Origin of the sequence: Vibrio sp. D401a (assembly GCF_030248515.1) — a bacterium.
GTDB lineage: Bacteria > Pseudomonadota > Gammaproteobacteria > Enterobacterales > Vibrionaceae > Vibrio > Vibrio rotiferianus.
Genome location: NZ_JAHGAI010000001.1, coordinates 308,476 through 332,751 on the forward strand (window position 1 = coordinate 308,476; position 24,276 = coordinate 332,751).

General features: G+C 43.6%; 18 protein-coding genes and 1 tRNA gene. 8 read left to right on the forward strand and 11 right to left on the reverse strand.

Annotated elements, in window-relative coordinates; genetic code table 11:
- The first annotated feature begins 73 nt into the window (after nt 1-73).
- The 3 genes from KIV41_RS01470 (at nt 74) to KIV41_RS01480 (ending at nt 4,287) form a co-directional block, all read left to right on the forward strand.
- Nucleotides 74-1,798, forward strand: a complete 1,725-nt coding sequence (locus KIV41_RS01470; protein ID WP_285335554.1) for an acetolactate synthase 3 large subunit — start codon at nt 74-76, stop codon at nt 1,796-1,798.
- Nucleotide 1,799: 1 nt separating this feature from the next.
- Nucleotides 1,800-2,294, forward strand: a complete 495-nt coding sequence (ilvN, locus tag KIV41_RS01475) for an acetolactate synthase small subunit (protein WP_005430438.1) — start codon at nt 1,800-1,802, stop codon at nt 2,292-2,294.
- A gap of 112 nt (nt 2,295-2,406) precedes the next feature.
- Nucleotides 2,407-4,287, forward strand: coding sequence for a diguanylate cyclase (locus tag KIV41_RS01480; protein ID WP_285335555.1), 1,881 nt, complete (start codon nt 2,407-2,409; stop codon nt 4,285-4,287).
- Between the two features lie 52 nt (nt 4,288-4,339).
- On the opposite strand, the gene KIV41_RS01485 is transcribed toward KIV41_RS01480, so the two are convergent.
- The gene (locus tag KIV41_RS01485) at nt 4,340-4,999 is read right to left on the reverse strand and encodes a GntR family transcriptional regulator (RefSeq protein ID WP_285335556.1); all 660 of its coding nucleotides are present in this window, start codon (nt 4,997-4,999) and stop codon (nt 4,340-4,342) included.
- 158 nt (nt 5,000-5,157) lie between these two features.
- Nucleotides 5,158-6,570, reverse strand: a complete 1,413-nt coding sequence (gene pykF, locus KIV41_RS01490; protein WP_010445663.1) for a pyruvate kinase PykF — start codon at nt 6,568-6,570, stop codon at nt 5,158-5,160.
- Between the two features lie 432 nt (nt 6,571-7,002).
- Between pykF and KIV41_RS01495 the strand changes: the two genes are divergently transcribed.
- From KIV41_RS01495 to KIV41_RS01505, 3 genes are all read left to right on the forward strand, one after another.
- Nucleotides 7,003-7,764 (forward strand): DeoR/GlpR family DNA-binding transcription regulator, encoded by a 762-nt coding sequence (locus KIV41_RS01495; protein WP_045386457.1) that lies wholly within the window; start codon nt 7,003-7,005, stop codon nt 7,762-7,764.
- 115 nt (nt 7,765-7,879) lie between these two features.
- Nucleotides 7,880-9,712 carry a glutamine--fructose-6-phosphate transaminase (isomerizing) gene (gene glmS, locus KIV41_RS01500; RefSeq protein ID WP_045386459.1) on the forward strand — a complete coding sequence of 611 codons (1,833 nt, stop codon included), beginning with the start codon at nt 7,880-7,882 and terminating at the stop codon, nt 9,710-9,712.
- A gap of 903 nt (nt 9,713-10,615) precedes the next feature.
- On the forward strand, nt 10,616-11,257 hold the full coding sequence (locus tag KIV41_RS01505; RefSeq protein ID WP_171356723.1) for an outer membrane beta-barrel protein: 642 nt from the start codon (nt 10,616-10,618) through the stop codon (nt 11,255-11,257).
- Nucleotides 11,258-11,492: 235 nt separating this feature from the next.
- Here KIV41_RS01505 and KIV41_RS01510 read toward each other — a convergent pair whose 3' ends face one another.
- The 6 genes from KIV41_RS01510 to KIV41_RS01535 form a co-directional block, all read right to left on the reverse strand.
- Entirely contained in the window at nt 11,493-12,140 is a 648-nt protein-coding gene (locus tag KIV41_RS01510) for an HAD family phosphatase (RefSeq protein WP_252041550.1), read from the reverse strand.
- Nucleotides 12,141-12,248: 108 nt separating this feature from the next.
- Nucleotides 12,249-12,779: an MltR family transcriptional regulator gene (locus KIV41_RS01515; RefSeq protein WP_005437418.1), complete on the reverse strand. Its 531-nt coding sequence runs from the start codon at nt 12,777-12,779 to the stop codon at nt 12,249-12,251.
- An 85-nt stretch (nt 12,780-12,864) separates the two neighbouring features.
- The gene (locus KIV41_RS01520; RefSeq protein ID WP_171305138.1) at nt 12,865-14,013 is read right to left on the reverse strand and encodes a mannitol-1-phosphate 5-dehydrogenase; all 1,149 of its coding nucleotides are present in this window, start codon (nt 14,011-14,013) and stop codon (nt 12,865-12,867) included.
- A 113-nt stretch (nt 14,014-14,126) separates the two neighbouring features.
- Nucleotides 14,127-16,079 carry a PTS mannitol transporter subunit IICBA gene (locus KIV41_RS01525; RefSeq protein WP_285335558.1) on the reverse strand — a complete coding sequence of 651 codons (1,953 nt, stop codon included), beginning with the start codon at nt 16,077-16,079 and terminating at the stop codon, nt 14,127-14,129.
- A 591-nt stretch (nt 16,080-16,670) separates the two neighbouring features.
- Nucleotides 16,671-18,434: a lysophospholipid acyltransferase family protein gene (locus KIV41_RS01530; RefSeq protein WP_285335559.1), complete on the reverse strand. Its 1,764-nt coding sequence runs from the start codon at nt 18,432-18,434 to the stop codon at nt 16,671-16,673.
- A gap of 141 nt (nt 18,435-18,575) precedes the next feature.
- Entirely contained in the window at nt 18,576-18,866 is a 291-nt protein-coding gene (locus tag KIV41_RS01535) for a hypothetical protein (RefSeq protein ID WP_171356718.1), read from the reverse strand.
- Between the two features lie 164 nt (nt 18,867-19,030).
- Between KIV41_RS01535 and KIV41_RS01540 the strand changes: the two genes are divergently transcribed.
- A complete protein-coding gene (locus KIV41_RS01540; RefSeq protein WP_038885799.1) occupies nt 19,031-19,750 on the forward strand; it encodes an SIMPL domain-containing protein in 720 nt (239 codons plus the stop codon).
- A 233-nt stretch (nt 19,751-19,983) separates the two neighbouring features.
- Complete coding sequence (locus KIV41_RS01545) at nt 19,984-20,259, forward strand: D-fructose-6-phosphate amidotransferase (RefSeq protein WP_088881351.1); 276 nt, start codon at nt 19,984-19,986, stop codon at nt 20,257-20,259.
- Nucleotides 20,260-20,318: 59 nt separating this feature from the next.
- Here KIV41_RS01545 and KIV41_RS01550 read toward each other — a convergent pair.
- The 3 genes from KIV41_RS01550 to dnaG all read right to left on the reverse strand — a co-directional run bounded on the left by KIV41_RS01550 (nt 20,319) and on the right by dnaG (nt 24,261).
- Nucleotides 20,319-20,394 (reverse strand) — tRNA-Ile (locus tag KIV41_RS01550).
- Nucleotides 20,395-20,538: 144 nt separating this feature from the next.
- A complete protein-coding gene (gene rpoD, locus KIV41_RS01555) occupies nt 20,539-22,401 on the reverse strand; it encodes an RNA polymerase sigma factor RpoD (protein WP_010445683.1) in 1,863 nt (620 codons plus the stop codon).
- A gap of 99 nt (nt 22,402-22,500) precedes the next feature.
- The gene (gene dnaG / locus KIV41_RS01560) at nt 22,501-24,261 is read right to left on the reverse strand and encodes a DNA primase (protein ID WP_285335560.1); all 1,761 of its coding nucleotides are present in this window, start codon (nt 24,259-24,261) and stop codon (nt 22,501-22,503) included.
- Nucleotides 24,262-24,276: the final 15 nt, after the last annotated feature.

Here is a 24,276-nt window from a genome sequence, read left to right on the forward strand (position 1 = left end):
TAAGACCTAGACTATGTAAAACCAGACCAAACCGTTGGCCTTACGGAGAGGAATACTGGTAAGGAGAGCAATTATGACAGCAATGTTGTCAGGTGCAGAGATGGTTGTGCAATCTCTGATTGAAGAGAGCGTAGAACAAATCTTTGGTTACCCAGGTGGTTCCGTATTAGATATCTACGACGCACTGCACGCCAAAACCGATCAAATCAAACACGTACTAGTAAGACACGAACAAGCCGCTACCCATATGGCAGATGGCTATGCACGAGCAACGGGCAAGCCTGGTGTAGTACTGGTATGTTCAGGTCCAGGCGCGACCAATACCATCACAGGTATTGCAACCGCGTATATGGACTCCATTCCAATGATCGTTATCTCTGGTAACGTACCGAACAACCTGATCGGTAATGATGCCTTCCAAGAGTGTGACATCGTGGGTGTTTCTCGCCCAGTCGTTAAACACAGCTTCCTAGTGAAAAAAGCGGAAGATATCCCTGAGACGATCAAAAAGGCGTTTTACATCTCGACAACTGGTCGTCCTGGCCCGGTTGTGATTGATTTGCCAAAAGACATTTTGAATCCGCAAATCAAGCTTCCTTACGAGTATCCTGAAAGCATCTCGATGCGCTCTTATAAGCCAACTACGTCTGGTCATAAAGGCCAGATCAAGAAAGCGCTGAAATCGTTGGTTGAAGCGAAGAAGCCGGTATTGTATATCGGTGGTGGTGCAGTGATTTCTGGCGCTTCTGAATATATTCAAGAGTTGTCAGAGCAACTGAACTTGCCAGTAGTGAGTACATTGATGGGGTTAGGTGCTTTCCCTGGTACGCACAAGAACTCATTGGGTATGCTAGGCATGCATGGTACCTATGAAGCCAATATGGCAATGCATGAAGCGGATCTGATCTTTGGTATTGGAGTGCGTTTTGATGATCGTACCACCAACAACTTAGAAAAGTACTGTCCTAACGCGAAAGTGATGCATATCGATATCGATCCTTCTTCTATCTCGAAAAACGTAAAAGTGGATCTTCCGATCGTAGGTTCTGCCGACAAGGTTTTAGCAACCATGGTGGGCTTACTAAACGAGCAAGGTAGCAGCAGCGATCAGGATGCAATTGCTAACTGGTGGGAAGAGATCCAAGTTTGGCGCAACCGTAATTGCTTAGCTTACGAAACATCTTCTGAACGTATTAAGCCTCAACAAGTGATTGAGACGCTGCATAAGCTAACCAATGGTGATGCTTATGTTGCATCGGATGTGGGGCAGCACCAGATGTTTGCTGCGCTTTACTACCCATTTAATAAGCCACGCCGTTGGATTAATTCTGGTGGTCTTGGCACGATGGGCTTCGGCCTACCTGCCGGTATGGGCGTGAAATTCGCAATGCCAGAAGAAGAAGTGGTCGTGGTCACTGGTGATGGCAGCATCCAAATGAATATTCAGGAGTTGTCGACGGCCATGCAATACGACATCCCTGTAAAAATCATTAACTTGAATAACCGTTTCCTAGGCATGGTAAAACAATGGCAAGACATTATTTATCAAGGTCGTCACTCCAATTCATACATGAGTTCTGTTCCTGATTTTGCAGCGATTGCAGAAGCTTATGGTCACGTCGGTATTCGTATCGAAACGCCAGATCAGCTTGAAGCGGGTCTACAAAAAGCGTTAGATATGAAAGATCGTTTGGTGTTTGTTGACATCAATGTAGATGAAACTGAACACGTTTACCCAATGCAGATCAAAGGCGAGGGTATGGACAAGATGTGGCTAAGCAAAACGGAGCGTACTTAATATGAGACACATTATTTCTTTGTTAATGGAAAACCAACCTGGTGCTTTGTCTCGTGTTGTTGGTTTGTTTTCTCAGCGTGGTTACAACATTGAGTCTTTGAACGTATCACCAACCGATGACGAAACACTGTCGCGTTTAAACATTACGACTACATCCGATGAAATGCAGCTTGAGCAAATTCAAAAGCAGCTTCATAAGCTGATCGATGTACTCAAAGTTCAAGAAGTGACAGAGTTTGAGCATATTGAGCGTGAACTGATGATGGTGAAGGTGAAAGCAAGCGGTTTTGCTCGTGCTGAAGTCAAGCGCACCGCTGATATCTTCCGTGGTCAAATCGTCGATGTCACCGCTTCTCAGTATACGGTTCAGCTAGCGGGAACGAGTGAGAAATTGGATGCTTTTATCCAAGCGATTTCAGAAGTTACTGAAGTGGTGGAAGTTGCGCGAAGTGGTGTTGTGGGTATTGCGCGTGGAGAGCGTTGCCTCAAACCGTGATGTAAATGGACACATTTTAGAAAAGCCATCGCTAGTCGATGGCTTTTTGTTTAGAAATTAGTAAACAGTGATATAATTGCTGCTTTAGTAACCAGTAAGAGTAGTAGAACGCGTGAAAGTCAGGAAGTTGGTCAGTGCTTTGCTGGCAACGACGCTATTTTTTAGCGCGCTCATCTCAGTCTATTACTATCAGAAGTACCAAAATCTGCTGGCAAATAACATTGAAAATACGGCAAAAGAAGCCTTACATCAGCTAGCTTACTCTGAACGTGAGTATGAGAACGTTCAGGATCAAATCTTTTCTATCAGTGATCTTCTCGGTCACAGCCAAAGCCTATATGACTACTTACACCAGCCCAACCAAAAGAATCTTGCTATTTTGGAAGAGGTATGGAGCTCCGTTGCCGTTAACCAGAAGTGGTATCGTAAGATTCGCTTTCTAAGCCTTGAGGGGCAAGAGCGTGTACGTATCAATTATGACTTCAAAACAGGACAAGTGACATCAGCGGACAAGTTGCGAGACAGTTCTGGTCGTCGTTACTTCCAATACGCAAAAAATTTAAAAGATGGGCAAATAGGCTCATGGGGTATTGAGCTAGAAGAAAATGATGGTGTGCCAATATACCCTTATAGTCCATCTGTCCGGATCATGATGCCCGTTGCTATGGATGGAATCCGTCAGGGGTACCTTATTCTCAATATCGATGTCCAGTATTTGTCATCTCGCCTAAACTACTCTCCAGTGAAGGATTTTAATATCGAGCTGCTTAATCAAGCGGGTTATTACGTCACTAGTCCGCATAGCGAAAAGCTGTATGGCGATATTATTCCAGACCGCTCGCGCTTTAACCTTGGGTTATTTTACCCGCAGATATGGCAGCAAATGGGAACTGAGAAAATAGGTTATGAGTACATTGGTAAGCATTTGATTGTGTTCAACACAATAGAGTTTGTGCGCGGTGAGTATCTACACCTTGTTATTGATTTATCCCAAGAAAAATTGTTACAGCGTGCGGAACGCGACATAGATGATTTGGTACAAGAGGCATTATTTGTTCTTAGCTTGATGCTCGTGTTTGCTTTGCCTATTACCGGCGTCGCATTGCACTATCGTCGCTTTAGTATCGAATCTAAGCTCGCTCGTGCGGCATTGGATGGTATGACGGCTGTGATGATTACAGATACTTCTCATCGCATCATGATGATCAACCAAGAATTCGAGAATATGATGGGGTATTCCACCAAGAGGGTAGAAGGATGGAATGCTCAGAAGCTGCTCTTTTTGCCAGAAGATTTCGAATACATTCTGCAAATCTGGGGACTGCTTGGTAAGGAAAATATGTGGGAAGGAGAGGTGCGTTGTCGAACCAAGCTCAACCATGTGTTTACTGCAATTATGCGTGTGCAAGCGATCAAAGCAAAATCAGGTAAGGTTCGCTATTACATTACTTCACTTGTTGATATCTCTGAACGTAAGCAGCTCGAAGATCAGTTGCGTAAATTGAGTGAAAAAGATGGTCTCACTGGCCTTTGGAACCGCCGTAAGTTTGAAGAGCAACTGACATATAATGCGAATATGTTAGAGCGATACCCAGAGACGCCGACATCTTGCTTAGCACTGGTCGACATCGATCATTTTAAACGTATAAACGATGAACGTGGGCATGACGAAGGCGACCGAGTCATTAAACTTGTTTCGAAAGTGCTTCTTCAAGGCGTACGAAATACCGATTTTGTCGCTCGGGTCGGTGGCGAAGAGTTTGCTGTCATTATGCCGCATACCAGTGCAAAAGAAGCTGAGATCGTATTAAGTCGATTGAGAGTTGCTGTCGAAATACACGTAGAACTTAGTGTGACTATTAGTCTTGGTTATACGGATTTAACAGCGAACAGTACACGAAGCTACAAGTGTGCCGATATTGCGCTTTATGAGGCAAAAAGCAGCGGAAGAAACTGTGTCTCTTTTTGCTATAGTGGTGATGATATTGCGTAAAAAAAATCGGGCATGTGCCCGATTTATAGTCATTGTTACTACGAAGTACGCGTTACGCTATCTCAAGTACAGATTCGATGCGCTGCATCGATTTTAGTAAATGATCATCCAGTAATTGCATCGCTTCTTCGCTGTTTTTTGCTAACACGAGTTTCATGATCATCTCATGTTCATCGATATCAAATATTGCGCCGTTCTCCGAACTAAGAGTTTGCATAGCAAAGTAACGGTAACGTTTGATCTGGTGGATCAAATCACTGAAGAACTCAAACATGTTTTGTGAATCTGCACCTTCTAACAGCGATACGTGAAACTGATGATGTCGCTCTTCCCATTCTTGCCAACAAAAAGTGTCGTCAAAATTAACACGAGAAAGTTTATGGTAAGAGGTTAGTACATCTAGTTCCCAAGCTTCATCTCCAGCAAGAATCGCCTTTTTCAATAGTACTGAAGAGACGACACGCAGACTTTCATAAAGATCGTTGAGCTCTTTTTTGCATACTGGAGCGACCCAACAACCTTTTTGTGGTTCAAGTTTGACGTATTTAGTCCAAGATAGTTGTACTAAGGCTTCTCGAATTGGTGATGCCCCAACGTTGTATTTATTTTTTAGTTCGGCAACAACGAGCTTTTGACCTGGCTTTAACTCGCCTGTCAGGATGTCTTGGCGAATCATTTTCGAGACTTTATCAGTAAGAGTTGGGCTAGACACATGCACCTCATAGATTTTTATCGTGACGACAATTAAACAGTACGTAGTTCTGTTGTGGTTGATAATATAGCGTACTGAATACTAGGGCAAGTGAAATATATAAAAAAAGAGGGCCGAAGCCCTCTTTTTTATTTAACTGATGATTGAATTCTTCAGTCTTATAGAACGTGTACAGAAGCTGTGTTTGTTGTGCCTGAAGCTACTAGAGCACCAGAAACCATAACAACGATGTCGCCTTTGTTACCTAGACCAGATTCTAGAGCAAGCTCTTTACCTGTTACGTAGAACGCATCAGTGCTTTGGATAGAATCAACAACTACTGGAGTAACACCTTTAGTTAGAACTAGCTGTGCAGCAGTCTTAGTGTTAGTTGTTAGTGCTAGGATGTTTGCAGTTGGGAAGTATTTACGTACTGAACGTGCAGACTTACCACCTTCCGTTGCAACAACGATAAGTGGAGCAGCTAGTTTCTCAGCTGTGTCTACTGCGCCTTTACATACTGCTTCAGTGATGCGTAGACGTGGGCTGTCTAGACGAGAACCTAGCTCAGCTTTTAGAGCTGAATCAGTACGGTTCGCGATTTGAGCCATGATAGTTACCGCTTCAACTGGGTACTTACCTTTAGCAGTTTCACCAGAAAGCATTACTGCGTCAGTACCGTCCATTACTGCGTTAGCAACGTCGCCAGCTTCCGCACGAGTAGGACGTGGGTTGTTGATCATAGAATCAAGCATTTGAGTTGCAGTGATAACCATCTTACGTGCACGGTTACACTTCTCGATCATCATTTTCTGAGCGAAGATTACTTCTTCAGCTGGGATTTCAACACCTAGGTCACCACGAGCAACCATGATGCCGTCAGAAAGCTCTAGGATCTCGTCGAAGTTATCAACACCTTCTTGGTTTTCGATCTTAGAGATGATGTGGATGTTCTCGCCGCCGTTTGCAGCAAGTACTTCACGGATTTCTTGAACGTCAGAAGCTTTACGGATGAAAGAAGCAGCTACGAAGTCAACGCCTTGCTCACAACCGAATTTAAGGTCGTTCTTATCTTTTTCAGATAGTGCAGGTAGGTTTACAGAAACGCCAGGAAGGTTAACACCTTTGTTTTCGCCTAGAGCACCGTTGTTAAGAACTTTACACTTAACTTCAGTTTCAGAAGTTGCAAGCACTTCCATTTCGATTAGACCGTCGTCTACTAGGATAGTGTTACCAACGTTTAGGTCGTTAGCAAAACCAGCGTAAGTTACTGCAACTTTGTCTTTGTTACCTACAACTGAGATGTCAGTTGTGAAAGTGAATTCTTGACCAGCTACTAGATCAACGTCGTTGCCGTCTTCTAGTTTGATAGTACGGATTTCTGGACCTTTAGTGTCTAGAAGGATTGCAAGTTGCTTGCCTGTAGCTTCCATTACTTGGCGGAAGTTCGCGATACGAGTGCCGTGTTCTTCGTAGTCACCGTGAGAGAAGTTAAGGCGCATAACGTTCATGCCAGCATTTACTAGTTCAGTTAGCTTCTCTACAGATTCAGTTTTAGGGCCAATCGTACATACGATTTTGGTCTTTTTCATGGAAGATACTCTCCGGTAAGTATTGTTACAATTTGAAAGTCGGTTGTTTACTCTGAAGTTTAGGCGTTTTGACGACATTTAGAGCCTGCCATCTATCGATTTTTCGCCACATTATTGGAACTTCAGATTCTGAAAGTCTTTCACCAAGTTTAGTCATTTTATGACTAAAAGATCGGCAATTTTGGTTACCTTTTTGTGACTAATCCCACTTTATATGCAGAAAGTTGCAAAAAAATAACCGTCAATTCTGTAATTTTTTTTCTTTTCGGTGGCGAATTCTACCACTGAATGAATCCAATATCACTGTTTAAGAATTGTCTTAGGACAAGGTTTTATCGAGAAATATTAATTTTTTGGATCGAAATAAATGGACTTAAAAGTTTCGACTTGACTATAATAAATTTCAAATCGAAACTTATAGTCAAAGAAAAAATGTCGAAACGAAACACTCAACTAAGAAGACATACTATTTCTAATCTAGTAAATGAGCTTGGGGAAGTCAGTGTTGATGAACTGGCACAAAAATTCGAAACCTCAGAGGTCACGATAAGAAAGGATTTAGCCTCTTTGGAGAAAAATGGACAACTATTGCGTCGTTATGGTGGTGCAATTGCGATTCCAACGGAAGTTATCCATGAAGAAATGAGTTCAAATGTTTCGGTTCGAAAGTTGAGATTGGCAAAAGCGGCCGCATCACTGATCCGAGATCATAACCGTATTGTGATCGATAGTGGCAGTACGACAGCGGCGTTGATCCAGCAATTAAATGAAAAACGTGGTTTGGTCGTGATGACAAACTCATTGCACGTCGCCAATGCACTTAACGAATTAGAAAGCGAACCAACTCTGTTAATGACAGGCGGTACTTGGGATACGCACTCAGAATCCTTCCAAGGCAAAGTAGCCGAATCTGTATTAAGAGCTTACGACTTTGACCAGTTGTTTATTGGTGCAGATGGTATCGATTTAGAACGCGGTACCACCACGTTTAACGAATTAGTTGGCTTAAGCAAAGTCATGGCAGAAGTGTCGCGTGAAGTCATCGTCATGATTGAGTCAGAAAAAGTAGGACGCAAGATCCCGAACTTAGAACTCGCTTGGGACCAAATTAATGTGTTGGTTACTGATGCAGAGTTACAGCCAGAACACAAAATACAGATTGAACAACATGGCGTTAAAGTCATTTGCGCCTAATCTAATAATGTAAACAGTTTCATATTTCACTTCCCTCTGGATAAAGGCCTTTGCTTGCTGCCTCTATTTGAAATCATGGTCAGGGAAGAACAAAACTACAAACGGAGACAAACACATGTGTGGAATCGTAGGTGCAGTAGCACAACGAGATGTTGCAGAAATTTTAGTTGAAGGCCTACGTCGCTTGGAATACCGCGGTTACGACTCTGCGGGCGTTGCGATTGTTGATGGTGAGACGAACCTAACGCGTATTCGTCGTCTAGGTAAGGTACAAGAGCTGGCAGACGCAGTAGACGAAGCGAAAGTGATCGGTGGTACCGGTATTGCGCACACTCGTTGGGCAACACACGGTGAACCTTCAGAAGTGAACGCACACCCACACATGTCTGGTGACATCGCAGTGGTACACAATGGCATCATCGAAAACCACGAAGAGCTGCGTGAGCTACTTCAATCTCGTGGTTACGTATTTGAATCTCAAACGGATACTGAAGTTATCGCTCACATGGTTGAGTGGGAACTTCGCACTTCAGAAACGCTACTAGAAGCGGTACAGAAGACAGCAAAACAACTGGATGGCGCATACGGCACGGTAGCGTTGGATCGTAAAGATCCTTCACGCATCGTTGTAGCACGCTCAGGCAGCCCAATCGTCATTGGTTTTGGTGTGGGTGAAAACTTCCTTGCTTCTGACCAACTTGCGCTTCTTAACGTAACACGCCGTTTCATGTACCTAGAAGAAGGTGACGTAGCAGAAATCACTCGTCGTGACGTGACTGTATTTGATGCAACAGGTGAGCGCGTAGAACGCGAAATCACAGAATCAAACGCGGAACACGACGCAGGCGATAAAGGCCAATACCGTCACTTCATGCAGAAAGAAATTTACGAGCAACCAACAGCGCTGATCAACACAATGGAAGGTCGTATCACGGCTGATTCTGTTGTTACTGAGGCAATCGGTGTTAACGCGGCAGAAATCCTAAGCAAAGTGGAACACGTACAGATAGTAGCTTGTGGTACGTCTTACAACGCCGGTATGACAGCACGTTACTGGTTCGAAGACATTGCAGGTGTCAGCTGTGACGTAGAAATCGCTTCTGAATTCCGTTACCGCAAGTTTGTGACGCGTCCAAACAGCTTATTGATCACGCTTTCTCAATCTGGTGAAACCGCCGATACGCTAGCAGCACTTCGTCTAGCAAAAGAGAAAGGTTACATGGCGGCAATGACCATCTGTAACGTAGCGGGTTCTTCTTTGGTTCGCGAGTCTGACTTCGCATTCATGACTCGTGCAGGCGTGGAAATCGGCGTGGCATCAACTAAAGCGTTCACGACTCAGCTTTCAGCACTACTGATGCTGGTAACTGCTCTTGGTAAGCAACAAAACCGCATCAGCAGAGAGAAAGAAAAAGAGATCGTAGAAGCGCTTCACGCTCTACCAAAACAAATCAATGCAGCGCTGTCTTTCGAAAAAGAAATCGAAGCACTAGCACCAGACTTTGCAGATAAACACCATACTCTATTCCTAGGTCGTGGCGAGTTCTACCCAATCGCGATGGAAGCATCTCTAAAACTGAAAGAGATCTCTTACATTCACGCAGAAGCGTACGCAGCGGGTGAGCTGAAACACGGTCCTCTAGCGTTGATCGATGCAGATATGCCAGTTGTGGTTGTTGCACCAAGCAATGATCTTCTGGAGAAACTGAAATCAAACGTTGAAGAAGTACGTGCTCGTGGTGGTCTGCTTTACGTATTCGCAGATGCTGATGCAGGTTTCGAAGGCGATGAGACCATGAAGATCATCACTATGCCACACGTTAGTGAAATTACGGCGGCGATCTACTACACCATCCCAATGCAGCTACTGTCTTACTACGTAGCGTTGATCAAAGGTACGGACGTAGACCAACCTCGTAACCTAGCGAAAGCGGTAACCGTAGAATAAGCAACGCGAGGTGTGATTAAGATTACACTTGTTTATGTTGTGCTATGTAAGTAGCGAGTACCTAGAGCGAAGTCATATGACTTCGCTTTTTTTCTCGGTCCAAAATAACCTACTTCAGTCGCTGGTTATCACCCACTTAGGCTATTGCTGATAGAACTGCTAATGCTAAATGTCAATGTACCTTTTATTTTTCCAGAAGTTAAAGAGTACAAACAACATTAGTAGATGCGTTCAAGTGTTCATGTCTTGTAGGGGAGGGGCACACTATATAGTGCAAGCTCTAAAGTATCGATTTAGGTTCTTGAAGAACAATATAACTAGAGAAGTTAATCGATGTATTTGTTTATGTTTATTGTAATCAAATGGAATATGAAGTAATGCAGTTAGATGTAAAAGCGATTCAGTCGTCTTCCTTACCTCAGAAAGATAAGCCTTTAGGCTCAAAATTTCTAAAAAAAGAGGATGTTCTTGATGTCGCCGAACTAATAAGAGAGGTATAAAAAGCGCCTTCTTTAGAAGTTAGTACTTTATAATCTAAAAGTAGTTTTTCTTCTTAACTGCCCAAGTTAACCTTCTTACTCCCCTTCAGGGTTTTAACTATTACTCATAAAAAATACACCTGCTCTTTCTTGATAATTAAGTCTCTTAGTAGAAATATAGCTGTTAAATTTTGGATAAAAGTCACTATAAATGTGGCTAATTTGTTGTTATTTATATGATTTGTTGTTGTTTTTTATTGTGTTTCGTTTGTGATTTTAATATTAGTAATATCAATTATAAGAAAATCAATAAATACTTGACTTTAATTCATTTAATTAATTGACACATTACTTTATAAAATTTAATTTTTTTATTTATTAAGTATAAATATGCAATTCAATTATTAAAATTAAAGGATAAGACATGATTAAAAAATTTTCGCTTGTAGCTGTTGCTGCGTTGCTTACAGCGTTTAATGCTAACGCAGGAAGTAGTTGGTATGTCGGATTTGATGTTCACCAAAGTAAATTGGATCTTGATTCAAATATTGATTCCGCTGCTACAGTGAGTTCCGGAGTAAAAAAACTTGATGATACTGGCGCCGGTGTGAGTATTTTTCTTGGTCGTCAGATCAATTCTTGGCTTGCATTAGAATTTAGCGGTAGTAGTGATCATGTTGATCTTTTAGATTACGAAAACTACTACAATTCAGGTTCAAGCTATGAATATGCTTTGTACCGAGCGAATATATATTCGTTCGGGGTTTCAAGTAAGGTTAGCTACAATACAGCATTTCAATTAAGTTTGTATGCAAAACCTGGCCTAGGTTACACAATCACTGATCTTGAACTAAATGGCGGGGCGTCAGATCCGAACTATAAAGTAGATATTGATGAAAAAAATACAACTCTTCATTTTAACTTTGAAATCGGTGCCGAGTATTTCCTAACTGACTCATTTTCAGCAAGTGTTGCGTATGAACGTAGGTTCGATGCAGTCGATGTCCCTAACGTCGATGAGATGTCTCAAGACTTGATCAAAGGTGGCATAAGATACCACTTCTAAGCCCTCGAAAAGCGGTTCAGTGTTTGAGCCGCTTTTTTGCATCTTTTGGAAGGTGCTTATATATTAGATTAGTTGTTGGGTGACAATACAGTTTTTATTCCACGCTTTCTTATAGCGACAATATAAGAGTAAATCCTCTTTGAAAGAATGAGGAAAGTTAGTGTTATTCAGTATGACTTTAAGTTAGAGCTATTGAGTGGTCACCAACACTAACTTGGAGTGTGTCCTAGCCTAGTTAGCCAAACGGGTCTACTAGTGGAATCACTTCCTCAAGAGACGCTTTAATGATGACTTTGTCTTCGAGCTCTGGCAGAGGTGGAAGTAAATCCGGAATCATTACAGCTTGGCATTTCGCAGCGAGTGCGGCTTTGATGCCGTTGTTCGAATCTTCCAATACTAAGCACTGCTTGGCGTCCACACCTAAGTGGCGATAAGCCATCTGATAGCAATCAGGGTTTGGTTTGCCACGTTCTACATCTTCTGCGGTAATCACTAAATCGAACTGTGCAAGGTACTCGCTGCCTGAGAAATTGTGTTTTACCTCAGGAAGGTGAGAAGAGGTAACAATCGCGGTTAATAAGCCATGTTGTTTGATGGCATAAAACAGTGCGTCGAATCCGGGTTTGAGCGCAATGCCTTGGTTTCTTAGATTATGGAAGTGCTCATCTCGCACGGCTTTATAGCGTGTCATATCGATGGCGTCTTGAAAATGCTCGGCGAGTATTTTTTCACATTCAGGATCTTGGACACCGATGAACTGTTGGTAGAAATCATCGGTGATGGTTAAGCCTTGCTCGGTCGCGGCGTATTGCCAACTTTGCTTGTAGATGGATTCGGTATCGAAAATCAGTCCATCCATATCAAAAAGTACAGCTTTTAACATTGGGTAGGGCTCCTACGTTTTTGGGTGTAGAGCGGCTGACATTGTTATTTTGTTATACCTAAGCAACCTCGAATCCTTTTGAAGGTAGCTTGGGTATAAAATGTGGCGTTAGAATGGGCTCTCTTTGCCGAGTTCATTGCAGATCTCGACAATCGCAAGCGAGAGCCCTGACTTAATGATTTGTTGTTGACGTTGCAGTTGTAGCTGATAAAACTCAAGGTCGATGTCGTCATCTGGTTCGTTGACTTCCAGTTGCACCATGCCCATCTTCTTCACCAAATGCAGCTTTTTGATTGGATCTAGAATATTAGGGTCAGTGAACTCGTAGTCAGAAGCGTCACTATTGAGATGGTTTTTGAGCTTAATGATGTCTTCGATGTCGTGGTAAATATCATCGGGAAGCACACCCAAGCCAAACAATAACTTCAAACGAACAGACAGATCGCCCAGCGGTCCCGAGTCTTGTAACAGCGGACCGACAACCGATTGAACAGCGAAGTTATCTTTACGAAAAATTCTTTGCACTAACCCGTCGATCGAATCGTTAAAAACGTCGACTGCTGCAATGAAAAAGCCTCGTACCGATGGTGCGCTGTTTAATCGCTCAATGATCTCGGTTTCGTTGATGTTATCTGCCATATACTGAATACATTTCTAATTATTAGCTATTCCAACTCTTCATGGAGATGGATATAGAAGGGGAGCCAAGCTCCCCCTAGGTAAATCAAAGTTGGTTGTAAAGTGTCTCGATTTGAGTCACTTCAGCACTGTTTTCTGCAAGACCTGTGTATGTCGCTAGCGTCTTCTTCACACCCACTTCTTTTAATGAGTTTTGTAGCTCTACGGCTTGTGGGTCAGTGTCGTTAGTGTACTTCAACGCAGCGGCAATGCCTTTCAAAAGTGTTTTATTTTCAGTGCCATACTCAATTGTACCGAGTAAAGGCTTCACTAATCTATCGTTTGCACCTAATTTACGAATTGGTTGACGACCTACGCGATCAACCTCATCCACTAAGTATGGGTTGGCAAAGCGTCCTAGAATCTTCTCGATGTAAGCATTGTGCATGTCACGGTCGAAACCGTAACGTTTGATCAGCACTTCACCACTCTCTTGCATCGCCTGTTTTACTTCAGCATGAATACTTGGGTCTTCAATCGCTTCACGAATGGTGCGATGGCCTTTCAAGCAACCTAGGTAAGCGGTAATGCAGTGACCTGTATTGAGAGTGAACAGCTTGCGTTCTACAAATGCCATTAGGTTGTTGGTTTTTTCCATGCCTGCGATATCAGGGATTTCGCCCTTGAATTGCTGTTCATCCACAATCCATTCGCTAAAGCTTTCTACCGTCACTTCTAGTGGGTCATCGTTCGCCGCTTCTGCTGGTGGCACGATGCGGTCTACCGCTGAATCGACAAAGCCAACCAACTCGTCTGCTTTTGAATGCAATGATTCATCTAAGTGTTTGTACACCTCACCTTTTAGGTGTGTGGTGCCACGAACCATGTTTTCACACGCGATGATGTTCAATGGTTTATCGTTACCTGCTGCAAAGCGTTTAGCAATGCCGGTGGCGATGGTTTTTGCAATGATGTCCAGTACGTTAGGGCCCACTGCTGTTGTTACCAAGTCGGTTTTTACAATGCGGTCGATGACATCTTCACTGGCTGAGTTAACCGCGGTAACGTGAGTTACTGTGTCGATTTGGCATTCAGTACCCACCACTTTTACTTTGTATTCTTGCTTGTGGCTCAGCTGATCGACGAGTGGTGCATCAACGTCTGCAAATGTCACCTCGACTTCTGCGTCTGCTAATAGTTTACCGATGAAGCCACGACCAATGTTACCTGCGCCAAAATGAACTGCGTTTTTCATAATTCTTACCTACCAATGTCTGAAATGTTGACTAAACGAATTTAGGGTGAGGCCAACCGCATAGGGGGTGACAGCTGACCTCGGTTTGCTCAGGAGCAAATAAAAGGGAGTGTTTAAGCCGCTTGCTGGCCGCCAAGGATGTTCAGAATCTCTTCTACATCGTTGGTGCTAGTTAGCTTCTCAATTGCCTCCGGCTCATCGAGCGCGTTTGTAATGGTGGTAATCACCTGGATGTGCTCATCGTTCTTAGCGGCAATGCCGATAACCAGTTTCGCTACATCATCGTCGTCTTCAGTAAATTGGATACCCGATGGGTATTGGCAGATTACAATGCCGGTTTTCTTCACGCGGTCTTTCGCTTCTACCGTACCGTGAGGTACTGCGATAGATTCGCCTAGGTAAGTTGGAACCAACGCTTCACGCTCAAACATCGCGTCTACGTATTCTGGTTCTGCGTAGCCAAGTTCAACCAATTTGTTGCCTGCAAAGCGAATGGCTTCTTCTTTGTTGGCTGCTTTCAAACCTAGGTGAATGTTCTCACGTTGGATTTGGAATACCGATGGTTGTTGTGGCTCAAAGCTGTCGTCGTTCGCCGCCATGACTGACACTTTTACCATCTGGTCGTCATTGGCTGCGGATTGGTTTTGTGCTGCTAGTAGTTTGGTGACTAGCTGGTTGTACATTTCGCTGTCTAGGAAGTTAGTCAATGAAATGTGGTGTGCGTTTGGAGCATGCTTACGTGCACGATCCGTTAAGTCTTTATGAGTAATCACGATATCTGCACTCTCTGGTAAGCTGTTAATGGCAAGGTTGGTTACGTGGGTGTTCAGACCTGCGTCTTGAACCTTTTTGCGTAGCATGCTTGCACCCATTGCGCTTGAACCCATGCCCGCATCGCAAGCGACAATGATGCTTTGTACTGTCGCTAGGTCTACGTCACCTTTGCTTTGGCTGTTTACCACCGCATCGTTTTTAGATGCAGATTTCATGTCTTTCATTTGTGATGTTGCTTTCTCTAGTGCAGCTTCATCACCGTCTTCTTCTGTTGACGTTTGCGTCTTCATTAGTAGTGCCGCTACTGCGAATGACACACCTGTTGCTGCTGCGATAGACGCTAGAACACCTACGATTGAACCTTTCTGAGTCATCAACAAGATAGCGAAGATTGAACCTGGTGATGCTGGAGAAACGATACCTGCGTTAAACATTGTTAGAACGAATACGCCAGTCATACCACCTGCAATAGCTGCTAGGATTAGGCGAGGGTTCATTAGGATGTATGGGAAGTAAATTTCGTGGATACCGCCGAAGAAGTGGATGATTGATGCACCACCGGCAGTTTGACGAGCCGTTCCTTTACCAAACACCATGTAAGCCAGCAAGATACCTAGACCAGGACCTGGGTTCGCTTCGATTAGGAAGAAGATAGATTGACCTGTCTCAGACGCTTGTTGGATACCTAGTGGAGAGAAGATACCGTGGTTGATCGCGTTGTTTAGGAACAGGATCTTCGCAGGTTCAACGAAGATTGAAGTCAGTGGTAACAGGTGAGCAGATACTAGGAAGTTAACGCCAGCTGCTAAGCCACCAGATAGAATTTTTACGAATGGACCGATAAAGATAAAAGCAAGAATCGCACATAGCATGCCGATGATGCCTGCAGAGAAGTTGTTAACCAACATCTCAAAGCCACTTTTTACTTTACCGTCGATGTAGTTATCGAATTTTTTGATCGCCCAGCCGCCCATTGGACCGACCATCATTGCACCCATAAACATTGGGATGTCTGTACCGACAATCACACCCATTGTTGTGATTGCGCCGACTACCGCACCACGATCGCCACCAACTAATTTACCACCGGTGTAACCGATAAGTAGTGGCAGCAAGTAGGTAATCATTGGGCCAACCATAGAGGCTAACGTTTCGTTTGGTAGCCATCCAGTTGGGATAAATAGAGCAGTGATAAAGCCCCACGCGATAAACGCGCCGATGTTTGGCATTACCATGTTTGACAGAAAACGACCAAAATTTTGTATCTTGATCTTGGCATCTGGTGATATCATAACAATTCCCCGTTCGATGTTCTGATGAATCTTGTTGTAGTAAACGGTTCGCCAAAACCGTTTGTTTGATTGCTTAGTACCCAATCAATTTACCACACATTTTCCAATTGGAACTGACAACGGGTTTTTCGTGATCTACGCCCGCATTTCTTAGGCTGAGAAACGGTTTTTAAGTGACCAAGTTCAACTTATTAACTTGTAACTTAATAACAAAAAGCCACTTTCAAATCTGTCAATAAAAATCTTAGTGATCAATTCGATCTTCTGACAAATTTAAAATAAAAATATTTTGTGACTTAGATCACCTTTGATTTCTTTTGAAATTCAAATTAAATACCAGTGACGATCAATGTCACATTTTGTGTTGGTTTGGTCTGGGTATAAAGTGTGATCTGAGTCGTTTTTGGTGTTTTGTGAAAGTTTGCGACGGGATTGGTGTGATCAATGTCATTGCGACTCTTCGATAGAATGTATTTATAAGAGTCTTTTCGGCGTACTTCACGAAGCGTTCTTATCTAATTGATAAAAAAGTAAAAGAGAGTCGCTACACTGCTTTTTATTGACTCACAACTCCCTTCTTACTCACTGTTCTTACTTATGGTTGCTATTAGCATGGTAGGTGAGGTATTCATGAGTTTGTTCGCGCCCCATATACCTTGCCAACGTCTTTTCTTGAACATCGCGCAAGTCCACCGTAATTAACCCATCTAGAGCGTTATTGAATGCAGGGTCGACATTGAAGCACACCAGTTTGCCATTGAGGCTTAAGTACTGACGCAGTAAAACGGGGACACCTTTTCCTTCATCGATTCTGGCAATTACGCGTGATAGTAACTGTAAATCTCCCAGAGCAGTAAGCATGCTGGTGTTCCAGTCACGGTGGTGCTCGGGAAGTGGGTTAGAAGGCGTGACGTACTCTGCGCAATTGTTGTCGTAGTGGTGCAGCGTCATTGATTGGGCAAGCAGTTGGCGTGCAGTATCGCTATAGTCGTTGCTAATGCTTACCGGACCAAATAGGTGAGTGTAATCTGGGTTTTGATGCACGAAGGTTGCGATGCCTTTCCACAGCAGCAGCAGCGCGCTCATGCTCTTTTGATATTGCTGCGCAATCACTGAGCGCCCCATTTCGATGGATTTACCCATTTGGTCGATAAAGCGTTGGTCATAGTTAAACAACGTTCGTGAATACAGACCTGCTACACCCCGCTTTTCAATCAGTTGATCAACCAGACCTAAACGATACGCGCCCACCAAGCATTGGTTTTCTCTGTCCCACACAAACAGATGCAGGTAATCATGATCGAAATGGTCAATGTCTATTGCTAGTCCCGTCCCTTCACCAACCTGTCGAAAATTGAGCTCACGTAGGCGACCAATTTCATGCAGTAGGGAAGGGATATTCTGCGACTCCGTGCAGTAGACATCGAACTCACCACTTGTTAGCAGCTTGGACTCTTTTGGTAAGTTGTTCAGCTCTTCAAGCAATTCGCCTACGGGTAACCCTGCCGCTATTGGAGAGAGCCGTTCTGATGAGGAAGAGGGTTTCACCGATTGGGTTTCACGATTGAGTAAGTATGTGTTGAGCCGCAAGTAGTTCACCACTTGATCATCGTTAAGCGTGTTGAGCTCTTTGAATTTGATCGCTTGGCCAAAAGACAAGTTGATGGTTTGCGCCTGTTTGTTTAGCAGTTCTCGCCCGAGCAGTAGGGTACGCAAAAGAGGATGGATTTTCCCTGCCATATAGAAGCGTTTCGAGTTCTGGCCTCTGATGAATGCTGGAACTGTCGTTGCTTTGTTTTTGCGGATCAGGCTACTTACGCTTCGACTCCACGCTTTGTCTTCCAAGCGTTGCTGTTTGGCATCGACTAACTGGGACACTTCACCGGCAGGAAAGACAAGCAATAAACCACCATTTGCGAGGTGTTTATTGGCCGCTCTCAGGGCTTTCATATTCGATTTGACGGCGTCTTTACCTTCAAACACATCAACACCAATAAAGAGCTGATCTAACTCCGGCACGGTTTTAAGGTATTGATTGGCTAGGATCTGGATATCGTCTCTGACCATCAATAGCAGTTCAGCCAAGATCACGCCTTCCACACAGCCAAGCGGGTGGTTCGCCACAATGACGGTAGCACCTTGTTTAGGAACTGAATCGAGTGAACCATGGGCAATGCGATAGTCGATACCTAAGATATCCAGCGTGAAGCGAAGAAAAGTTTTGGTATCGGCATTAACGGGGCGTTGGGCGTAGAACTTATCAAGTTGGCTTAAACCGGTTGCCCATTCAGCAACGTTTTCACCAATGCCAAACGGCGTTCTACGTGGGAGACGAAAAGGGGTCGAACTATCCATATTTACCTCAGCGTACAAGTTGCTGATTGGATAGTAGAAATTACAGATGACAGTTAAGAGGCAAAAGCATGAGCCTTTGGTGACAAACCAATGAAGCTTTATTGACCAAAGGCATTGAGGCAAGAGTTACCAACGGTTGCGTTAGGTTTTATCCCCAGCAAACATTAAAAAACTCAGCGAGTTCAGCGTTTCACCCAGGCTTTCGAGAGAGCTCAATACCTGCTTGGTTGGCTCGTTGTCTAACAGAATACGCCCATCAAAGCCCTTACCTTCGCAATGTTCCTCAGTACAAGCAATCGCTGACTCGTCTAGAGCTGCGTTTTCGACAATTTGTTCTTCATTCATCTCTTCAGAGGCAATCTCGTCAGCACTCAGACAAGACGCAGAGACGAGTAGGCCACTGAGCAACACCATCAACTTTGTTTTTAACATAGTAATGAAACTCGAAAATAAAACACTGTTCGATTTTATGTTATTGTGATCATCATTTCGAGTGATATGACACAAATTTAGCTTTCGATCGCTATTTTTTTGCCATTAGCGAGTTATCTTATCTACATGACAAATCGTTTTGTTTAATGAAATCAGGAGGATGAATGGAGCGCATTTCTAATAAGGCGTCTATATGGTTAGGGCTATGCTTAATTATAGGTTTGGGTACTCTAGGTTATTTTATCCAGCAGACCGCAGTTAAATACAGAACATATGAGCGAGTTGTTACTGTTAAAGGTCTATCTGAAAGAGAGTACCCAGCCGATACCGTAATTTGGCCAATCCAATTTACGGTAGCGAGTAATGATGTCGGTACCATGTTTGATGAAATTGATAAACAAACTAAGTTGGTTGTTAGCTACTTAACGAGTAAAGGGCTGGATAAAGGAAACATTTCATTTTCTTCTCCAAACGTATTTGACAAGAAAGCGCAACAGTATGGGAGTGAGCAAGAAGCGGAGTTCCGCTACATTGCCTCTCAAACAGTGACGGTGTTTAGCCATGAAGTAGAGCTTGTAAGAGGCGCAATAACTGAGATTGGACAGCTAGGTAAACAAGGGATTTTGCTAAATCAAGACCCATACTCAAATCGCATTGAGTATAGCTTTACTAAGCTGAATGATATCAAGCCAGATATGATTGAAGAAGCGACCAAGAACGCACGTGAAGTGGCAGAGAAGTTTGCCAAAGATTCAGAGAGCTCACTAGGAAAAATCAAACGTGCAACGCAAGGTCAGTTTTCGATCTATGACCGTGATAGCAATACGCCTTATATCAAGAAAGTACGTGTTGTTTCGACCGTTCAGTATTACCTCTCGGATTAGGCCTTTCGCTCCTTTCCTAGTTTTATACACTTACACAAAACCAGCGCTTATGTGCTGGTTTTTATATTTAGTTAATTGCACTTTGACTGATGGGCTCTTGTGGCTTTGTGCAAGCGATTTTTTATAAAACTAAGTTCTTATTTGTTTGTCGATGAAGTTGATAAAAGTCAATTCAGCGAGTGAATTAGAGGCGTAATTTTGAGCGCACTAATTAGCTAGAAGGAATTACTACGATGACATACAAATATTACCTCAGAGAGCTTGTTGGCTTAGCCATTGTTGTTTCTGTGGTGTTTGGAGTGTTGAGTGTTTTACTTGATTTATATGCGTTGATGGCATGGTGCGAACATCAAGACAGTATTGCTCATGTCTTTTTCCACGAATCATTCTACTTTATCGCTTTTCTTATCCCACCTTACTTCTTATGGAAGTTCATCAATCGCCCTGATTTGGTTTCAGCAGCGCAGCAGTACCAAGCGAGTAAGCTTGAGTTAGAGCGCTCATTATAAAAGCGTTGTGGGCAGAAACGAGAAAGGCTCGTAGATTTCTCTACGAGCCTTTCAGAATATGGTGGCCCCTCCCAGACTTGAACTGGGGACCAATCGATTATGAGTCGACTGCTCTAACCACTGAGCTAAGGGGCCTTAATAGGTCAACGATTATAGGGGAAGCGTTGCAAGCTGTCTAGATACTAGGTAGGGCAATTGCGCTTAGTTTTTATTCACTTAGCTTCACGGATAATAAAAAAGGTGACACTCGGTCACCTTTTTTGCTTTTAATCGTTGCGATTACTCGTCTAGGAAGCTGCGCAGCGTTTCTGAGCGGCTTGGGTGACGTAGTTTACGTAGTGCTTTCGCTTCAATCTGACGAATACGTTCACGAGTAACGTCGAACTGTTTACCAACCTCTTCTAGAGTGTGGTCAGTGTTCATATCGATACCAAAACGCATGCGAAGTACTTTTGCTTCACGAGGAGTTAGGCCTGCAAGAACGTCTTTTGTTGCACCTTTCAAGCTGGTCATTGTTGCTGAGTCTACTGGTAGCTCAAGCGTTGTATCCTCGATAAAGTCACCTAGATGCGAATCTTCGTCGTCACCGATTGGTGTCTCCATTGAGATAGGCTCTTTAGCGATCTTCAGTACTTTACGGATCTTATCTTCTGGCATTTGCATACGCTCTGCCAGTTCTTCCGGTAGCGGCTCACGACCCATCTCTTGTAGCATTTGACGAGAGATACGGTTTAGCTTGTTGATCGTTTCGATCATGTGCACCGGGATACGAATTGTACGTGCTTGGTCTGCGATTGAACGAGTGATTGCCTGACGGATCCACCACGTTGCGTAAGTCGAGAACTTATAACCACGACGGTATTCGAACTTATCTACCGCTTTCATCAGACCAATGTTACCTTCTTGGATAAGATCCAAGAACTGTAGACCACGGTTGGTGTATTTCTTAGCGATAGAAATTACTAGACGTAAGTTCGCTTCAACCATCTCTTTCTTAGCACGGCGAGCTTTCGCTTCACCGATAGACATACGACGGCTGATGTCTTTGATGTTTTGTACTGTCAGAGAGGTTTCATTCTCAATCATCTTTAGTTTAGCGATTGAGCGGCGAATCTCTTCTTCGTTACGTTTAATCTTTTCAGCGTATGGCTTGTCAGAAGCTAAAACTTCATCTAGCCATGCATCTGTAGATTCATTACCAGTAAACAGTGCAATAAACGATTTCTTCGGCATTTTGCCGTATTCAACCGTTGACTTCATGATCAAGCGTTCTTGAGTACGAACACGATCCATAGAAGTACGCAGTTCGTTTACTAGGTGATCAAACTGTTTTGGTGTCAGACGGAATTCTTTGAATACGTCTAGCATCAACTCGTTTGCAACGGTCGCTTTCGGGCTTTCGTAGCCGTGTTCGTTGATTGCAAGTTGAAGGTTTTGGTATGTGCTGCGTAGCTGGTTGAATTTCTCAAGCGCTAGCTCAGGGTCGATACCTACATCTTCCTCTGCATCATCATCGCTATCGTCACCATCTTCGTCTTCATCAACGTCTTCATCATCTTCATCTTCTAGCTGAGATTCAGTTAGTTCAGAACCAATGTGCGTTGCTGTCGGAGCTGTCGTATCGTCAGCATCTGGATCGACAAAACCAGAGATTAGGTCAGTAAGACGTAATTCTTCTGCTTGTACTTTATCAAACTGCTCAAGGATGTATGGGATAGTGCCTGGGTATTCAGCAACAGACGATTGAACTTGGTTAATACCTTCTTCAATACGTTTTGCGATGTCGATTTCGCCTTCGCGAGTCAACAGCTCAACCGTACCCATTTCACGCATGTACATGCGCACTGGGTCAGTGGTTCGGCCGATTTCACTCTCTACGCTTGATAGCGCAGCAGCAGCAGCTTCAGCTGCATCTTCATCGGTAATGTTGTTGTCATCGTTCAGAGCTAGGTCATCAGCATCAGGAGCAGTTTCTACTACCTTGATACCCATGTCGTTAATCATCTGAATGATGTCTTCTACCTGTTCTGAATCTACGATTTCAGCAGGTAGGTGGTCATTTACTTCGGCGTAGGTCAGATAGCCTTGTTCCTTGCCTTTAATAACAAGTAATTTTAGCTGTGACTGCGGATTTTGATCCATAGACGGTATCCAACTTCGTAATCTGGTGAAGGAATCAGTATGCGAAATGCAAACCACTTACTATAACAAATTAAATTGTTGCTGACTAATTAAACAGGGTTACGCTTTTAAATCTAGCATAAGTGCTAGCAGCTCCCTTTTCTCTTCGGCTGATAAACCGACACTTCTTGCTTTGGCCTGCAGGTTTTCAATTTGCTTTTCTACGCACTGGGCAATTATTTTGTCCAGTGAGTCTAAAAATATTTCTTCTTGGTTGTCCTCATCAAGTGGGATATCCCAACTCGCGAGACGAGACAGAAGGGTCTCATTTTGGCTATTTCGCCAATGCTCTAATAATTGGCCTGTGTTGATATGGGGATGTGCCTGACATTTATCAAGTACATCAACAAATAAACTTAGGCCTGGTATGGATAAATCTCTCACTGAGGAAAGATCCGGTACCATTTGAGCATAGCTTGGATTCTGAATAAGTAGAGCGATTACCTCACGCATTGGAGTTCGTTTGATCTCTTTGTGCGGCTGAGGTCGAGTTTCGCTTGCTTTCTTACGTGGTTGGCGTAAACGGTTATCAAAACCCGTGCGCTCATCAAGCAATTTTTCGAGTAACTCCTGAAAGTATGGATCAGGAATCTTGTCGATCAAGGCGCTAGCATAGGCACGTAGTGCCGACTTACCTTCATTGTTGCCCAAGTTAATTTGGTGCAATTCAATCAAGTTATCAAATAAGTAGCTTGATAATGGAGTTGCTTGCTCAATTTGTTGCTCGAAGGCCTGTTTGCCATATTTGCGAACATAGCTATCTGGGTCTTCACCATCAGGCAAGAACAAGAACTTCAATGTGTTACCTGTTTTTAGGTATTGAAGTGCGTTCTCTAATGCGCGCCATGCAGCTTCTTTACCTGCGCGGTCACCATCGTAGCAACACACTACGGTATTGGTCTGACGGAACAGCATTTGGATGTGATCGCCAGTTGTTGACGTGCCCAATGAAGCGACAGAGTAATCTACGCCATATTGCGCTAACGCGACAACATCCATATAGCCTTCAACCACTAAAACTCGTGGTGGTTCACGATATGCCTGCAAAACTTCATATAGGCCGTAAAGCTCTTTACCTTTATGAAAAATAGGTGTTTCTGGTGAGTTGAGGTATTTCGGAGTACCATCACCAAGTACACGGCCACCAAAGCCAATCACTCGACCACGGCGGTCACGAATCGGGAACATAACACGACCACGGAAGCGGTCATAGCGGTTACCTTTATCGTTTTCAATCAACATGCCGCCAGTAACCAGCATGTCTTGGTTGTCTTTATTCTGGCCAAAGTTCTTACGGACTAAGTCCCATTCATCCGCTACATAGCCGATGCCAAACTTCTGCACGATTTCGCCAGACAGCCCACGATCTTTTAGATACTCAATGGCGACTTTGCTTGCTGGTTGCTTGAGTTGGTTACGATAGAACTGAGCAATACTACCCATCAAATCGTACAGGCTACGTTTCTCGCTGCTGCTTGCTTGAGGGGCAGAGTTAAATTGACCACCGCCGCCGCTGCGCTGTTCGCGTGGCACATCCAAACCAAGATAAGACGCCAGCTCTTCAATCGCTTCGACAAACTCTAAGCGCTCGAACTCCATGATAAAATCGATGGCATTGCCGTGCACGCCACAGCCAAAACAGTGATAAAACTGCTTTTCTTGGCTTACGCTAAATGATGGGGTCTTTTCGTTGTGAAACGGACAACAAGCACCGTAGTTTTTACCTTTTTTCTTAAGTTTCACGCGTGCGTCGATGATATCGACAATATCGAGTCGAGCTAGGAGGTCATCAATAAAACTGCGAGGGATGTGTCCAGCCATAAAACCTAACAAAAA

What these genes read in the sequence shown, in the direction of transcription:
- KIV41_RS01470 (WP_285335554.1), top strand. Translation starts at nt 74, where the DNA reads ATGACAGCAATGTTGTCAGGTGCAGAGATGGTTGTGCAATCTCTGATT.
- ilvN (WP_005430438.1), top strand. Translation starts at nt 1,800, where the DNA reads ATGAGACACATTATTTCTTTGTTAATGGAAAACCAACCTGGTGCTTTG.
- pykF (WP_010445663.1), bottom strand. Translation starts at nt 6,570, where the DNA reads ATGAAAAAGACCAAAATCGTATGTACGATTGGCCCTAAAACTGAATCT.
- KIV41_RS01495 (WP_045386457.1), top strand. Translation starts at nt 7,003, where the DNA reads ATGTCGAAACGAAACACTCAACTAAGAAGACATACTATTTCTAATCTA.
- glmS (WP_045386459.1), top strand. Translation starts at nt 7,880, where the DNA reads ATGTGTGGAATCGTAGGTGCAGTAGCACAACGAGATGTTGCAGAAATT.
- KIV41_RS01505 (WP_171356723.1), top strand. Translation starts at nt 10,616, where the DNA reads ATGATTAAAAAATTTTCGCTTGTAGCTGTTGCTGCGTTGCTTACAGCG.
- KIV41_RS01510 (WP_252041550.1), bottom strand. Translation starts at nt 12,140, where the DNA reads ATGTTAAAAGCTGTACTTTTTGATATGGATGGACTGATTTTCGATACC.
- KIV41_RS01515 (WP_005437418.1), bottom strand. Translation starts at nt 12,779, where the DNA reads ATGGCAGATAACATCAACGAAACCGAGATCATTGAGCGATTAAACAGC.
- KIV41_RS01520 (WP_171305138.1), bottom strand. Translation starts at nt 14,013, where the DNA reads ATGAAAAACGCAGTTCATTTTGGCGCAGGTAACATTGGTCGTGGCTTC.
- KIV41_RS01525 (WP_285335558.1), bottom strand. Translation starts at nt 16,079, where the DNA reads ATGATATCACCAGATGCCAAGATCAAGATACAAAATTTTGGTCGTTTT.
- KIV41_RS01530 (WP_285335559.1), bottom strand. Translation starts at nt 18,434, where the DNA reads ATGGATAGTTCGACCCCTTTTCGTCTCCCACGTAGAACGCCGTTTGGC.
- KIV41_RS01535 (WP_171356718.1), bottom strand. Translation starts at nt 18,866, where the DNA reads ATGTTAAAAACAAAGTTGATGGTGTTGCTCAGTGGCCTACTCGTCTCT.
- KIV41_RS01540 (WP_038885799.1), top strand. Translation starts at nt 19,031, where the DNA reads ATGGAGCGCATTTCTAATAAGGCGTCTATATGGTTAGGGCTATGCTTA.
- KIV41_RS01545 (WP_088881351.1), top strand. Translation starts at nt 19,984, where the DNA reads ATGACATACAAATATTACCTCAGAGAGCTTGTTGGCTTAGCCATTGTT.
- rpoD (WP_010445683.1), bottom strand. Translation starts at nt 22,401, where the DNA reads ATGGATCAAAATCCGCAGTCACAGCTAAAATTACTTGTTATTAAAGGC.
- dnaG (WP_285335560.1), bottom strand. Translation starts at nt 24,261, where the DNA reads ATGGCTGGACACATCCCTCGCAGTTTTATTGATGACCTCCTAGCTCGA.